The 13,428-nt window shown below is 34.2% G+C and carries 20 protein-coding genes and 1 pseudogene; 4 read left to right on the forward strand and 17 right to left on the reverse strand.

Features of this window, described 5'->3' with window-relative positions; all coding sequences use genetic code 11:
- Positions 1-54 precede the first annotated feature (54 nt).
- Positions 55-519: a low molecular weight protein-tyrosine-phosphatase gene (locus tag J7E66_RS28580; protein WP_215006587.1), complete on the forward strand. Its 465-nt coding sequence runs from the start codon at positions 55-57 to the stop codon at positions 517-519.
- Positions 520-1,158: 639 nt separating this feature from the next.
- On the opposite strand, the gene J7E66_RS28585 is transcribed toward J7E66_RS28580, so the two are convergent.
- Positions 1,159-1,719, reverse strand: a complete 561-nt coding sequence (locus J7E66_RS28585; protein WP_215006590.1) for an HPP family protein — start codon at positions 1,717-1,719, stop codon at positions 1,159-1,161.
- A 468-nt stretch (positions 1,720-2,187) separates the two neighbouring features.
- Here J7E66_RS28585 and J7E66_RS32155 point away from each other — a divergent pair, with 468 nt between their 5' ends.
- Genes J7E66_RS32155 through J7E66_RS32165 form a run of 3 tightly spaced genes read left to right on the forward strand, consistent with a single transcriptional unit; the run spans position 2,188 to position 2,812 of the window.
- Positions 2,188-2,331 carry a hypothetical protein gene (locus J7E66_RS32155; protein ID WP_251033183.1) on the forward strand — a complete coding sequence of 48 codons (144 nt, stop codon included), beginning with the start codon at positions 2,188-2,190 and terminating at the stop codon, positions 2,329-2,331.
- Positions 2,332-2,339: 8 nt separating this feature from the next.
- Positions 2,340-2,663 (forward strand): isochorismatase family protein, encoded by a 324-nt coding sequence (locus J7E66_RS32160; RefSeq protein ID WP_251033184.1) that lies wholly within the window; start codon positions 2,340-2,342, stop codon positions 2,661-2,663.
- On the forward strand, positions 2,660-2,812 hold the full coding sequence (locus J7E66_RS32165; RefSeq protein WP_251033185.1) for a cysteine hydrolase family protein: 153 nt from the start codon (positions 2,660-2,662) through the stop codon (positions 2,810-2,812). Before J7E66_RS32160 ends, J7E66_RS32165 begins: the two co-directional genes overlap by 4 nt.
- Positions 2,813-2,916: 104 nt before the next feature.
- Here J7E66_RS32165 and J7E66_RS28595 read toward each other — a convergent pair.
- The 16 genes and pseudogenes from J7E66_RS28595 to J7E66_RS28670 all read right to left on the reverse strand — a co-directional run.
- Positions 2,917-3,615: pseudogene (locus J7E66_RS28595) on the reverse strand (alpha/beta fold hydrolase); the annotation flags it as partial.
- 140 nt (positions 3,616-3,755) lie between these two features.
- Positions 3,756-4,196: a hypothetical protein gene (locus J7E66_RS28600; RefSeq protein ID WP_215006593.1), complete on the reverse strand. Its 441-nt coding sequence runs from the start codon at positions 4,194-4,196 to the stop codon at positions 3,756-3,758.
- Between the two features lie 178 nt (positions 4,197-4,374).
- Positions 4,375-4,764, reverse strand: a complete 390-nt coding sequence (locus tag J7E66_RS28605; RefSeq protein ID WP_215006598.1) for a hypothetical protein — start codon at positions 4,762-4,764, stop codon at positions 4,375-4,377.
- Positions 4,765-4,982: 218 nt separating this feature from the next.
- Positions 4,983-5,276 carry a hypothetical protein gene (locus tag J7E66_RS28610; RefSeq protein WP_215006601.1) on the reverse strand — a complete coding sequence of 98 codons (294 nt, stop codon included), beginning with the start codon at positions 5,274-5,276 and terminating at the stop codon, positions 4,983-4,985.
- A 45-nt stretch (positions 5,277-5,321) separates the two neighbouring features.
- Positions 5,322-5,822: an Imm26 family immunity protein gene (locus J7E66_RS28615; protein ID WP_215006604.1), complete on the reverse strand. Its 501-nt coding sequence runs from the start codon at positions 5,820-5,822 to the stop codon at positions 5,322-5,324.
- Positions 5,823-6,173: 351 nt separating this feature from the next.
- Positions 6,174-6,437 (reverse strand): hypothetical protein, encoded by a 264-nt coding sequence (locus tag J7E66_RS28620; protein ID WP_215006607.1) that lies wholly within the window; start codon positions 6,435-6,437, stop codon positions 6,174-6,176.
- Between the two features lie 274 nt (positions 6,438-6,711).
- Positions 6,712-7,143 (reverse strand): DUF4395 domain-containing protein, encoded by a 432-nt coding sequence (locus J7E66_RS28625; RefSeq protein WP_215006680.1) that lies wholly within the window; start codon positions 7,141-7,143, stop codon positions 6,712-6,714.
- A 649-nt stretch (positions 7,144-7,792) separates the two neighbouring features.
- Positions 7,793-8,296, reverse strand: coding sequence for a DUF2716 domain-containing protein (locus J7E66_RS28630; RefSeq protein ID WP_215006684.1), 504 nt, complete (start codon positions 8,294-8,296; stop codon positions 7,793-7,795).
- Between the two features lie 134 nt (positions 8,297-8,430).
- Positions 8,431-9,294 carry a hypothetical protein gene (locus J7E66_RS28635; protein WP_215006609.1) on the reverse strand — a complete coding sequence of 288 codons (864 nt, stop codon included), beginning with the start codon at positions 9,292-9,294 and terminating at the stop codon, positions 8,431-8,433.
- A gap of 192 nt (positions 9,295-9,486) precedes the next feature.
- Positions 9,487-9,852, reverse strand: a complete 366-nt coding sequence (locus J7E66_RS28640; protein ID WP_215006611.1) for a CPCC family cysteine-rich protein — start codon at positions 9,850-9,852, stop codon at positions 9,487-9,489.
- Between the two features lie 120 nt (positions 9,853-9,972).
- Positions 9,973-10,380: a DUF4304 domain-containing protein gene (locus J7E66_RS28645; RefSeq protein WP_215006613.1), complete on the reverse strand. Its 408-nt coding sequence runs from the start codon at positions 10,378-10,380 to the stop codon at positions 9,973-9,975.
- Between the two features lie 243 nt (positions 10,381-10,623).
- Positions 10,624-11,079: a DUF2019 domain-containing protein gene (locus J7E66_RS28650; RefSeq protein ID WP_215006615.1), complete on the reverse strand. Its 456-nt coding sequence runs from the start codon at positions 11,077-11,079 to the stop codon at positions 10,624-10,626.
- A 55-nt stretch (positions 11,080-11,134) separates the two neighbouring features.
- Positions 11,135-11,647 carry a GNAT family N-acetyltransferase gene (locus J7E66_RS28655; RefSeq protein ID WP_215006617.1) on the reverse strand — a complete coding sequence of 171 codons (513 nt, stop codon included), beginning with the start codon at positions 11,645-11,647 and terminating at the stop codon, positions 11,135-11,137.
- Between the two features lie 573 nt (positions 11,648-12,220).
- Positions 12,221-12,418 (reverse strand): DUF6366 family protein, encoded by a 198-nt coding sequence (locus J7E66_RS28660; protein WP_215006619.1) that lies wholly within the window; start codon positions 12,416-12,418, stop codon positions 12,221-12,223.
- A gap of 147 nt (positions 12,419-12,565) precedes the next feature.
- Positions 12,566-12,835: a DUF2333 family protein gene (locus tag J7E66_RS28665; protein ID WP_215006621.1), complete on the reverse strand. Its 270-nt coding sequence runs from the start codon at positions 12,833-12,835 to the stop codon at positions 12,566-12,568.
- Between the two features lie 110 nt (positions 12,836-12,945).
- Positions 12,946-13,194: a hypothetical protein gene (locus J7E66_RS28670; RefSeq protein WP_215006624.1), complete on the reverse strand. Its 249-nt coding sequence runs from the start codon at positions 13,192-13,194 to the stop codon at positions 12,946-12,948.
- Between the last annotated feature and the right edge of the window lie 234 nt (positions 13,195-13,428).

The following is a 13,428-nucleotide window of genomic DNA, read 5'->3' on the forward strand; positions in this document are numbered from 1 at the left end:
TCAAAAAAGACTATTAAAATGAAAAAAATAAGATCAATTAAAGGGGTTAAGTACATGATCAACGTTTTATTTGTATGCCTGGGGAATATTTGCCGTTCACCGATGGCTGAAGCTTTGTTTCGCAACTTAGTCAAAAAAGAAAATTTGACAAACAAAATCGCAGTTGATTCCGCTGCAACCAGTTCATGGCAAATCGGCTTCCCTCCGCACGAAGGAACTCTTGATATTCTGAAGAAATACAATATCTCTTCTAATGGGCTTGTTGGACGCCGACTAAAGAAAGAAGACTTTTGGAAATTCGACTATATTATCGGTATGGACGAAAGCAACATAAAAAATATTTACAGGATAACCGGCAAGCCTAATCATCCAAAGATCATTAGGCTGCTCGACTTGACCAAATACAGGAAAGATGTCCCCGATCCATTTTATACAGGTGATTTTGATGAAACCTATCGTCTTGTTTCAGCTGGCTGCCAGGTATTACTCAATAAAATACGCAGCGAACAAAACTTATAACAACAAGGCATCCATCTTAATCAGACGATCAAAACAATTTCTATTTCACTGAACCAATTTTTTGAAATTGTAAATTCAGTTTACTTAACAAAAATTCCAACACAACACCGGCTTCGAGCCGAATATTGTTTGTAAATGCTTTAATGTTCGATCATTATCGCGTTAGTAGTCCCGGGGATGGGAGCTACTATTCTGCCAAAGTCAGTGATGTCTTCCTTTCCTAATTCGGAGATTAATATTAGTTATACTTGATGCAACTTTTCAATCTGTTATTGGTATAGTATGGCTAAGGGAACGTCATCTTCCCAAGAGTGCAAGGGCTTTATCGATACTTTTAAGGAAGATCATCATTTATATTGTAGTTTATAACCATGTTGGCTGAACGGTGACTTAATCAATTTATTCACCACTATTGAAGTAAACTGCCCTGTTAGTGGAACAAGAAAAAGCTGCCTAAATGACAGCTATGTTCTTAAACTCTAGCACCCGTTATCTTAAGGAAAAAGAGCTACCTAGTATTCCTTTCTTTATCAAGGTTTCACAATTCCTTTTTTTTTGCAGACTTTGTCTCATTTAACAAACTATTTTAATGATCAAGGAGACTAATCCGAAACTCATTAGATATTTCATTTCCTAATGCTATAACCAGTGCTTTGGATATTGCCTTGTTTGAAATAAGTTATTAAAGATGGTTGATAAAAGAACTAACAGTACAGTACAAATCACAACTGAAATAAGGAGTCCCCATCCTGCTTGAGAATTGACAGCAACAAAAGCACTAGCTGCTGCGGGAGGATGAACAGTTTTTGTAATGGTCATTATAATTAATACAATAGCTAATACAAGACCAATAGTGAATAAACTATTACCTAGTAAACTCCAAATTATAAGTGCTGAAGTGGTAGAGAATAAATGTCCTCCAATCACAGGTCGAGGCTGGGACAAGGGTCCTTTATGGGCGCCAAATACAAGTACACAACTTGCACCAAGAGGAGCTAGTACCATGGGATATCCTGAATAAACAGCTACAAAACCAATCGCAATAATAGCAATGAGTCCACCTAAAGCTGAAATAATAGAATCAATATAATCAATGTTTGATTCTTTTCTAGCCTCCCCCTTCATTTTCTTCAAATACGCAGCTATACCTATCATTATTGGATTATTCCAATTTTTCCTAAGACTTCTTTCAAGAACCATAACTAATTCTTTCCTCCAGCTTTCTAACTATTTGACAAGGAATGTCAGGATTTCTACCATACCAAATTATTTTATAGGAAAATCATGAAAATTTAAAGATATATCCGAATTTTCATTAAATAATTTCGATTCAACTCAACAAATTTCTTTGGCGTGTCTGTAGACTTTGAAGAGACTCATACTCCACTAACCTACTTCTTTAGTTCAATAAGAAAAAGCCTCCAAATGGCAGCTGGATCTTCAACATTAGCACCCTTTAGTTGAACAAGCGTTTCACTTACTATTGCATATATTTACGAACTTTACGTTATGCCTAGACCGATCATTGAAGGGAACTGTATTAATATAATACCAAAGCTACATTAAAACCAGAATGTGTCCAAGCCTCCATCAATATATATTCATGAAAGAACAATAGTTGAATATAAAAGACAGGATATTTACTTATGTGAATTGGAGGAAAAAAGAATGTTTATACCTAATCCCGGTAATACAGCAATTGTCATAACGGACCCACAAAATGACTTTCTGTCCCCTGGAGGTAAAGGATACCATTTAACAAAAAAAATTATTGAGCAGTACAACACACTTGGTAACCTTGAACTTCTATAAGTACAGCTATGAGTAAAGGATATCAACTTTTTATTTCCCCCCATTATATTTATCCGCATGATTATAGTTGGCAATTTACTGGAACTGAACAAAAAATGTTATTAAAGCTTCAGGTATATCAAAAACAAAATGCTTATACTCCTCCTACTGTAGGAGCTGACTGGGTTCCATCACTTAAGCCTTACATTTTAGATAAGCGAACAATCATTTCGACCGCCCATAAAATTGCTAGCCCACAGACAAATGATTTAGTTTACCAATTACGTCAGCAAAGGAAAGAAAAGGTTATTTTGGCAGGCACCCTATCAAACGTTTGTGTGGAATCGATATGAGAGACTTAATCGAAAATGGATTCCAAACAGCTGTTGTTTATGATGCCACCGCTACTATAAGTGATAAAGACTTTCAAGCAGCAATTACAAATTATCAGGCATTTAGCAGTGCTATGTGGTCCACTCAACATGCGATCTCTCAATTATAATTCTATCCAGTAACTCTTCCGAGGAAATTTTATATTTTCCTTGAATGAAAAAGAGGAGCCAAAATGGCTCCTCAACTTTTGAATCCCTTTAAAGCTAAGTTGAGCTATAAGCCAATAAATTGTGTCAAAAGCAGGTTAAAATTGTCACGTTCTTCCCAGAAAGAGCCATGGCCACTATATTGAAACGGGACGAGCTGTGAATTTCTTATTTTTTGATTTAATTCCTGAGCTTGTAGAAATGGTATAACTTTGTCATGAATGCCGTGAATAATTAAAGTGGGGGCAACTATTTTTGGAAGATCTTCATGTAACTTCTCATCTCTTAATAAAACAATAACTGCCGCAGTCGACCAACCTGCAGCCTGTAATCCCATTTGGAAAAACCAGTCCGAAAAGGGACGAGTTATATACTGAAAGAAAAATCTATCTGTTACTTCCTGCATCATCTTAGGGCGGTCATTAAACGTTTCCTTAAGGAATTTATTAGCCGTTTCTGTTGAAAAGCCTGTGGTAGCTACAGCATCAATAAGGACAAGTTTGGATACCCCGTAACCGTTGTATCTAGCCATATATCGAATCGCAATCGCTCCACCCGTAGAGTGACCCGCGAGCGTAAAATTGTCTAATTGAAGTGTACCAACTAGAGTGCGGATATCATCTGCCAGTCTGTTAAAGGTTTAGCCACTCAATGGTATATCTGAATTACCAAAGCCCCTCCAGTCTATGCCGATACAACGGTAACCCATTGCAGGAAGAACATCAAACTGATATTCGAACTGTTTATGGCTCAACGGCCAGCCATTAGTACCTATCCCAGTTGTGGGTCAGATGAGTGTAAAAGGATATGGCTTTTTGAACTATCCTGCCACGTTAGCTGAATAAGAAACAGGCTGACCCTTTGCCAGCCTGTTCTTCAAGGAAAGCACCCGTTAGCTGAATAAGATTATTCCTCATATAACCAATCAAAATCATCATGAAGGACATACTCTTGTTCCTCTAAAGTTAAATAATAGTTCGAACAAACAATATCTAATTCTTTATAATCAACACCGTAGTCAATGCCTAAGAATATATGCTTTAAAGATTTATTTTCCTTTGCTATTTTAGGTATCCTATCAATCACTTTCGAACTATCTAATACGGCTGAACGATAAAATTCACTCCATTCTTCCCACTCAAAACTATAAGGAAAGTTTGCATGAATAACATTTTCAAACTTCAAAATGCCTTTCTTAACACGATAGGTAAACCCGCCCGTCCTATCTGTGCGAGATATAGGCTTTAAAATTTGAAAAGAAATGCTTTTTTCTCGGTGACTAATAACTAATTCTTCAATTACGGTATCGTATAATTCTAGGTCATCTTTATCCTTATAATCTTCCATCGGTATCACCATTTTCGTTCTTTTTATCCCTTATTCGATAAAGAAATTAATTATTCCTTCTTTCACTAAACTGCCCCTTTAGTTAAATAAGAGTAATGAAAAAGGACTGGTCAAAACAGTCCAGTTGTTGTCAAAATAAAAATAATCCGTTGAATAAAGGAAAGCGAGTAAATGAAGATCAATGAAGTATCTTCTCATTATTTTTTAAATTTACGGTTTCAGTTTTATCATTCCAAGTTATGGTTGCTGATATTTTTTCATTTTCTTGGGTAATTGAACAACCACTGCAAGAATCTTCACCTGTTACCAATACCCCATTCTCGATAGTAGTTTCACCGCCCGTTTTTCCAGTAGCAGTTTCAACAGTATATTTTATCTTTTTAGGAACTGGCTTTTCCCCGATATATCTTATTGTAACTTTTGATGATTCACTTTTCTCGTCAAACACATTTACTGAATATTTAACTTGCCAATTTTTACTTACTCCAACGAAATTCATCAATTTATCCTCTGAACAAGCAGTTAATAAAACGGAAATAAGAGAAAACATTAAAAGCTTTTTTATCATACAAAACCCCCTCCCTGTTATTAATTATATATGAAGGAAATGGATTTTTCTTCCTTTTTCTTATTCAACTAACCTGACCGTTAGCACAAGAAGAAAAAGGACCCCAAAGCGAGATCCCCCATTCAACTCTTGCACCCGTTAGTCTAAGTACAATGTTTCACAAACTTTCATAAAAAACCTCATTAGTATTGTTTCTGAACTCCCTATCTCTCGTTAGTTTAGTATAATTTCTTTTGTTCTTTTGTCAGGAGAATAGCATTACCAGGTCGGACCACATTTGGCAAAAGAAGTGAATCCATAAAGCTATCTTTAAATGTTAAATGGTTCCACGGTTTTATTGCAAAATATCCTTCAATAAAACTTTCTAAAATATATTCTTGGTAAATCTTTGAACCTACTCCAGGCTTACCACTATGTTCCAAAGGAACATTTGATTCTTCAATTACAAATGAATGCTTACCTATTACTTTCCATTTGCCATTTTTTAAATCGTATAAATTTTTTACTGTCATAACCGATAAAACGGTTGATTGAACTATATCCTCTATTGGTTTAAGTTACCTGCTGCGGCAATCAAATATAGCACAAGTAACAGATGATTTTTTATTTTGATGCCATAATACCTGTCCATATCCAAATGTCCTATCCGATAACGGAATAGCAAAAATATCACCTTCTTGCCATTTTTGTGGTTTAGGACGTTTCCAGGTTGTCAAAACTTTTCTTGCTTCTTCAATATAATCAGAAGTTAGTTCTTGCCGAATTGGTTGTACGGCTAATTCATTTATAATAATAGCCACTTCAAGTATACTATTACCCTGTTTTGAATTTGCATTTATAAAAACACAGCCACCTTCAGCGTCGATATTTACTTTTTTATAGGTGTCTTTATCTTTGCTTTTTAAAGTATTACGTAATTTTTCTTCAGCTTCATAATTAGTTTCTAGACCGAATTCCTCACCTAGACTTTGTGTAATCATAAAACAGGGATTAATTGCGTCAGGAAGATGAATTTTAACTATTCCAATATCTAAAGACAAATTTTCATTATCAACCATATTAAGCCTCCCAACACACATATACATTAAATTCTAAACATAAATAAGATGTCAAACAACAGTAGTGGTTGTTAAACTAACCTTCTTCGTTAGTGCAATAAAAAAAGGATTGCCGCAGCTATCCCAAACTTTAACTCTTGCACCAATTACTTTAAGTAAATTATTTCGCATTAAGAATTTATTCACAGTTTCTTTTCCGCTTAAAATTATAATAAAAACGTAAAAAGCTTATTAATAATAAACCTATTCCGAAATAAATTATTTTTTCTTGGAAAAGACCTAAAGCTAAAAAAACTATGAAGACAACCATTTCAATTAACTTTTCCTTCTTCGGTTTTTTCATATTAATAATCACCATTCACCGTGCTCAGTAATAATAGGAATCTTAATCGTTTTAATATTAAAATCTATTTTGGGATTTAAGTCATATGAAGTTTTTTTAAATTCAATTATCCCTACATTGGTAATGCTAAAACGAGCTATATATTCATCATTATTATCAATAATTACAAATTCATCTTTGTTTGTAAATAAGGCAAAATTGAATTGCATTATGAGCTTCCAATCGTGGATTAAATTGTAGTTTTTATAAGGATTTATTTGTTCTTCCCCCATTTTGTTTCCTACTTAAATAAACAGAACCTACGGTATCTGGCATTAAATCTTTGTATTAGTTTACCATATATGCTTGTTCAGCAAACTGCTCCGTTAGTGTAAAAAAAAAGGGATAGACAAAGCCATCCCAATCTTTAACTCTTGCACCCGTTAGTTGAAAAACAAAAAAACTGCAAGCACCTAGTGATCTTTAACAATTGCACCTTTTTGTATTTCTAATTATTAAAAAAGACAGAAAATGAACAATATTTCCTGCCTCAACCATAACATTTATTTATTGTTTATTTAAAGATTTTCTGTATTGGTATTGTTTCCAATGAAATCTTATATAACAACCAACACAAAAACCTAAAATTGCAATAAATGCGGCTGCAGCAACCATAATGGTGAAGACATAACCTAAAATGGTCCAATTCATTAGAAAACTTATTAATCCCCCTGCTAGACAAATGACCGCAATTGTCTGATTGACTTGCTGCTGATCCCATTCCTCAGGAATATATTGTGAAGGGTGCTTTCTAAAAAACAGCTTAGCTAAACGCATTACAGGATTAAATTCAAAAAATAAGCCCATTAAACCTGCTAAGATAGGAATAGCAAGGATCCATTCTTGCTTAGTTATCCATGTAAACAATACAGACCCCACTATAAACCACTGATTTGTTCGCACAAGCGGACGAGGAACTGAACGTACTTGACTTCCCATCAAATCCAACCTTCCTTATCGATTTTTTTAATTTACTTTGATTTTTCTCTTTTTTCTATTTTATTATGAAAAAAAGAAAAAATGATTGAACTCCAACTGGTTTCTTCATTTTTAAGACCTCCAACAGGGTAAAATTTAACCTTATTTTAGCACTACTTCTTCGATTAACCTGCCCCGTTAGCACAATAAGAAAAGGCCGCCGCAATGACAGCCCTGATCTTTAACTCTTGCACCCGTTAATGGAACAAGTCCTTTTTTATAAAACAATAACTACTCCCAGCACTATAAAGGTAACACCAGTTAATATTACAAAACTTTTATATACTCTTGGTGGAAGTCTACTTAATAATTTAAATAATAAATCCCATTCTATATATCCACTTATACCAATGTCTTTGTAATCCTTACTTTTTATTCTGAATAAAGTGGAAAAGAGAATAAATCCCCCCCCATACAATAAGCGTTAATCCTATGAATAATGCCACTATGTTTCACCTAACCTTTTTCTTTTATCTCTATGGTTAGTTCTTTCTTGAATAAGTAAATTCCTTCTTGTTACACTTACCAGCCCGTCAGCTTAACAAGAAAAGTTCCTCCTGATTTAGTTGGATCTTCAACTCTTGCAGCCGTTATTTCAATAAGGTAAAGATTAACCTATCCGTAAAATAGTATTAAACATTTTAGGATTGTATTTTTCAAATGCTTGGATTAGTTCCTTACCGAATACAGTAATAGTCTCTTCCCAAGGATGACCTAAAAATCCCCAGTCAAATTCCTCTTGTATAAAGAAGTAATAATCCCCATCAGGGAAAATAGGTATTATCCACTCATTAAATTCGTCCTTGGGAAACTCTAAAAAGGGATTAGCCCAATAACAAGGATGTTGCCAATCTAAAGCATAAAAATATTCATTCTCATTCATTATTTCTTGAAAAGCAAACAATGATTTCTTTTCAAGGTCTTTATAAATTTCTTCATATTCCTCTAAATCTCCTGACCAATTTCGATAAGTTGAAATATCATATGTAATTAATGGGCTTGGTACAACAAACGACGGAAATTTTGAGATGCTTGGTTTAAATTTAAATTCTTTATAAACCTTTTTCCATACGGTTTTTTCTTCAGGTTTTGTAAGTTCAATCCAATTATTAATTGTTATATCCCCCCAATAAAACTCGTTCTATATAAGATTAATTATATATTATATTCTTCAACTATCCTGCTTCGTTAGTGCAATAAGAAACGCCACAAAGCTTTCTTCAAAGAATGTCCTTTATTTTCTGAAAGCTAAATATCTTGTTCCGATTTTTCTCCAAAAATATAAATTGCTCTGACACTGTCATCTGCAATATTAACCAAAAGTACCATTTGTTCAGCAATTTTCCAAAAAGAACGAATAGTGATGGAATTTTTTAAGTTATCTTGTAATTTCCAGCCAACAGGCTCTAGAACCAATGGTTTATTATTTTGAAAACTAGATTTCTGAATGAATTGATGAATACGATTGTCCTCATTTAGTACCAACGGGTCAACAAAATCCTTATTGATTGAATATAACTTAAGACTCCCTGTTGTTAATTCGGTGGTAGTCTTCACCCTATATAAATCAGATACAACAGGATAAAGCCCTTTGGAAAGCAAATCATTTATTAATTCTTTTGATTCTTCTTTTAGCTCGGATAATTGTATTTCCCTAAGTTTCCCCTTATCCAAAAATTGTTTTACAACCATATAGTGGGGTACCATTTCCTTCATTATCACTTCAAGTACCCACGGGTTTACATCTTGAAACACAAGAACACGATTATGCTCCAATATCATATCAGGGGCGGCATAAAAGAAACAGATTTCGCTTATTTCATTTAAACACTCTTCTGACTTAATGTATCTCACACTCTGGATTCTAATCCGACTTTCAAAATCCTCCTCATCGTCCTCATTCTCAAAAAGACTATCAAAGTACCCTTCATCTATCTCTTTGATCCAATCAAAAGAATACTCCTTTTGTTCGCCTTCATAGACTTCCTCCACCGAGGCATATAATGTCCAACCAGATTGCCCTCGCCTTTTATAACGATTAAATTTGTTTAATAGGGAAATACCAAATCTGCCTGTTATTGATATGAAAAGGTCAATCCATTTCTCAGCCATAAAATATCACCATTTTTCGCATTTTAGTTTTTGCTTAAGCAAATGTAACGATTTAATGATACTAAAAATAGCCACAAATTCCTTAAGGAATATTATTGAATTTTTACTAAGCCTAATTTTTTACCTGTCCCTTTAGCACAAGAAAAAAGGATTGCCAAGCAATCCCACTGTTCAACTCTTGCACCCGTTAGCTCAATAAGAGGTTTCTGATAAAATCTTCTCGTAAGACCTTATTTTGTTCCAAATTGCCTTATATTCCAACGAATCAGCTTCACGTTTTCTTAATTCATCGAATGTACTTATTAAAGCTTTTTTTGTTTCGATTTCTTTATCGGTTTGGCTAAGTATATTTCTTTTATCTCCATACATAATGAGATTTTCTTTGAAATTTTTTCTTGCCTCTGTTAGAGAGTAATCCCCGTTTGGTCCGCCCCAAACTTCGTCTGCATATGGGTCATCTTGTCCATCATCTTCCCAATGACAAAGTATACATATCTCAAACATCCCACGTTCTTCTAATGTTGGATAACCACAGCTCGGACATTTTTCACGTTGCACGTAAATCCCACCCTAATTGTTTTAATCAACTTCAGCTATATAGAAATCCTCGATTACAGGTTAAACATTCTTATTGAACTATTCTCCCCGTTAGCTGAAGAAGAAACTATGCGTTTCACCTTAATCATTCCACCAATTCGGATATTCTTTCCACCAATCCTCAGCTTCATCTAAAGACTTTTGAATATTTTTTGCGACCTCATCAGTATTACTAATACTGAATTCGAAGCCTAAGTCTGGTCCAATACGATTCCTATCATTAAAAGAATTACCTACAACCTGGTACACCTTTATTTTATTTACAGGGATTTGTTGTTCTTGAAAACCTGTACTGCCGTTTAGTGGACACTTCGAGATTTCAACGTAAAGTGTACCTCCCCACTGACTAAATTGAAACATTAACAAGTCCGTTTGATTTTCCAATTTTCTATAAAAGTGAGGAAATGAACCTTTAAAGCCTCCTTCTTTTAATGTCGGGATAACTAATTTTTTCAATGAATTAACCATTGTTTCTCGTTCTGCTGACAAGTACATAACCTCCGAATATTAATGCTTTAAATACACAAATTTGAAGTAGTTACACCAATTCCTTCTTTCACTAAACTGCACCGTTAGCTCAATAAGAAAATAGATGCTGCCGCAGCAACACCTTTATTTAACACAAGCACCCGTTAGCCATCCATGCAGCAGAGCTACACCACAGAGAATGGGATTTAATCTCGTTCTCCCATGGTAGTTCAATAACACCTAGCTAAGATAATCCTTTAAATTTCATTTATCCCACTCAATTATTAACATTTCAACATCAAAGCCAAAAAGTTGAGGTTTACTGACTAATCGTTTTAGTACATCTTTCGCCTTTACTTCTTTTACCGAAAGTAAATGTGTGGCAGAACAATATTTAACATAGTCATTTGAGTGTTCAAGCAACTTTTCTAATTCAACAATCCCATTGCTTCCAAGACTTTTTAATGTTTTAAAGGTTTTGAAATTCTTATCGTATAAACGATTTGTCTTTCTTGAATTTTCGACAACCTCAAATGCAGCTACACCATATTCAATTGCTGATTTTATACATTTTTCTACCAAGGTATTAATTTCCACAGATACACTCTCCAACGAACTTAATTCTATTTTCTTTTTACCTAATTCACTATCCTTATTAAACAATCCTGCCACGTTAGTGGAACAAGAAAAAGGACCGCCGCAGCAATCCCCGTAGTTCAACTCAAGCACCCATTAGCTTAAGTACATTTCTTCACAAACTTTTTTGAAAAATCAGCTATTGTCCAATTAAGTTATAACGCCAATTATTGCACCGCATAAAGCTTCCTGGGGGATATTCAAATTCGTAATCAGAGATAAACTGAAAATCAAGCTTCCGACAAATTGCATTAGAGGAAGGATTATCAATTGATGGGAATGCGTGAATGTATTTATATTTGTTCTCACTAGATGCTTCTTCTATTGCTAACTTTACTGCTTTTGTAGCTATTCCTTTCCCTTGATATGAGGGTAGAACGCTCCATCCAGTTTCATATACACCTTCATTATTCCAAGTAGTTTGCCAATAACCCACAGAACCTACTGGTTCTAATTCTGGTAACAATATAATGCCGAACATACGTCCTCTATTACCAAGCTCAAGATATTGTTTATGTCGTTTTAAAATCTGCTCTTTACTCTCTGGACCACCAAGATGCTGCATCATTTCTGGAGCGTTTATACGAAAAAGTAAATCAAGGTTATTATCCTCCCAAGGTTTTATCTGAATGATATGGTTACTTGCTTCCAAATTTTTTTCATCCCCTCACCAAGGGTTATTTACTAGCACCAAGTTATCAATAAGAACCCTCTAATTTGTTTCTTTTTAATCCCCAAATGATTCTTTATCTAATTCCTTTACCAGCTGCGTTATTCCTCACAAGCAGAATATATCAAATTTCGACATTTTGACACAGACAAATGTAATCGATTCCATTATAATTATGGTAAAAAAGTAGGATGTGGTTATCCTGGGTAAAATTTCTGTAATTTTTGAAGGAAAAGTTCATATGATTCTTCACCAATATGCATCTGGTTACTGTGAAATTATTGAAGAAGGTTCACCTTATCAAGAAATTAAACTTGTTCATTTCTCCGAATTGGCTGTTAAAAATTAAGGTGAATAAATTCTGTTTCTTTGGAGACATAAAATAAATACCCTGTATTACCCGTTTCGCTCCACAACAAAAGCCCTTCTCAATCTGGGTGAGGGGCTTTTTCAAATTCCTTCACTAGCTGCACTATTTCCTCACCATCACAAAATAACTACCATCGTTTGAAGAACAAAAAGGTTTTTCTTCTTGAAGTTAAGCACCTTGTTAGATTAATTAGAACATCTTGAAAGGATAAGTAGCCCTCCAATAATGATAACTACAGTGATAATCTTAGTAAGACACCCTCCATTTGCTAAAGCCCCCAAGTTTCCGACCATTGAACGGTTTATAGCTTCCCCTAAATTACCCATTGGATTTTCTTTATTAACTTGGTTTTGATTTTTCTCTTGTTCGTCTTCCGTATTCATCCATTTACCCCCTATAATTTTCCATAAGGGATTTTATTCTCCAAGATTCAAAATTAATCCTTCTTACACTAAACTGACCGTTAGCACAATAAGAAAATGAGTCGCTACCGCAACTCATTTTAATCTTGAACTCTTGCACCCGTTAGTTTAGGAACTCTTTTTCTTTAAACTCCAGTAAATCACAAGAACTAATGGAATAATAAGCGGAATAACAATAAAAAATGAAAATGTCCAAGCTGTATTCAAAAAAAATACTGCATCACTACAACCCTGCGTCCCACATTCCGTAACTCGTAGCCCTCTTTCATTTATGGCTGAAAAATAACCGATTAGTCGTACTCCAAATAAAAAAAACCATACTACCACAATTATTATTGAAATTAAAATTAATTTAGACCAAGCTCCTACTCGATCCATTTAAAATCCTCCCAAACTACTCAGTAACATAATCCCCCAATGAAAAGAATTATATCATTTTGAAATGGTTTCTTCTTAAACTAAACTGCCACTTTAGTTGAAGAAACAATTTAAAAAATCAGAACTCCGATAATCAGAAAAGCAAGACCAACAATAATGACAAATCCTTTTACAATCCACCAAGGAAAGAAAGTTACCAAACTAAATAGAATTTCAAATATTGAAGATACCGCAGAACCGTCCCCAGCCCCCAAAAAATCAAACTTTTCTTTAAAATTCTCTCTTTTTAATTTGAAAATGGAGTTAAATATAACGAAAATTCCCCAAAGAATACATAATACTGAAAAGAATAAATTCATATCCTTTCACCCCATTTAATTAATAAGCAATGCATTAGTATTCTATGGATGATAGTAGTATTCCTTCTTCCACTAACCTGCTCCGTTAGTTTAAGTACAGTCCTTCACAATACTGCTATGTTATCATAATAAAAGGATGAAACCATTTCGATTCCATCCTGATATTTTTTTAATTCCATTGTACAAATGAAGGGATCCGGAGGAACCCAGCTTTAGTTAGGTTCCTATACTTTA

The organism is Bacillus sp. ISL-7, from assembly GCF_018613065.1.

What these genes read in the sequence shown, in the direction of transcription:
- J7E66_RS28660 (WP_215006619.1), bottom strand. Translation starts at nt 12,418, where the DNA reads ATGAATACGGAAGACGAACAAGAGAAAAATCAAAACCAAGTTAATAAA.
- J7E66_RS28600 (WP_215006593.1), bottom strand. Translation starts at nt 4,196, where the DNA reads ATGGAAGATTATAAGGATAAAGATGACCTAGAATTATACGATACCGTA.
- J7E66_RS28665 (WP_215006621.1), bottom strand. Translation starts at nt 12,835, where the DNA reads ATGGATCGAGTAGGAGCTTGGTCTAAATTAATTTTAATTTCAATAATA.
- J7E66_RS32155 (WP_251033183.1), top strand. Translation starts at nt 2,188, where the DNA reads ATGTTTATACCTAATCCCGGTAATACAGCAATTGTCATAACGGACCCA.
- J7E66_RS28605 (WP_215006598.1), bottom strand. Translation starts at nt 4,764, where the DNA reads ATGATAAAAAAGCTTTTAATGTTTTCTCTTATTTCCGTTTTATTAACT.
- J7E66_RS28670 (WP_215006624.1), bottom strand. Translation starts at nt 13,194, where the DNA reads ATGAATTTATTCTTTTCAGTATTATGTATTCTTTGGGGAATTTTCGTT.
- J7E66_RS28585 (WP_215006590.1), bottom strand. Translation starts at nt 1,719, where the DNA reads ATGGTTCTTGAAAGAAGTCTTAGGAAAAATTGGAATAATCCAATAATG.
- J7E66_RS28580 (WP_215006587.1), top strand. Translation starts at nt 55, where the DNA reads ATGATCAACGTTTTATTTGTATGCCTGGGGAATATTTGCCGTTCACCG.
- J7E66_RS28620 (WP_215006607.1), bottom strand. Translation starts at nt 6,437, where the DNA reads ATGGGGGAAGAACAAATAAATCCTTATAAAAACTACAATTTAATCCAC.
- J7E66_RS32165 (WP_251033185.1), top strand. Translation starts at nt 2,660, where the DNA reads ATGAGAGACTTAATCGAAAATGGATTCCAAACAGCTGTTGTTTATGAT.
- J7E66_RS28615 (WP_215006604.1), bottom strand. Translation starts at nt 5,822, where the DNA reads ATGGTTGATAATGAAAATTTGTCTTTAGATATTGGAATAGTTAAAATT.
- J7E66_RS28610 (WP_215006601.1), bottom strand. Translation starts at nt 5,276, where the DNA reads ATGACAGTAAAAAATTTATACGATTTAAAAAATGGCAAATGGAAAGTA.
- J7E66_RS28635 (WP_215006609.1), bottom strand. Translation starts at nt 9,294, where the DNA reads ATGGCTGAGAAATGGATTGACCTTTTCATATCAATAACAGGCAGATTT.
- J7E66_RS28625 (WP_215006680.1), bottom strand. Translation starts at nt 7,143, where the DNA reads ATGGGAAGTCAAGTACGTTCAGTTCCTCGTCCGCTTGTGCGAACAAAT.
- J7E66_RS32160 (WP_251033184.1), top strand. Translation starts at nt 2,340, where the DNA reads ATGAGTAAAGGATATCAACTTTTTATTTCCCCCCATTATATTTATCCG.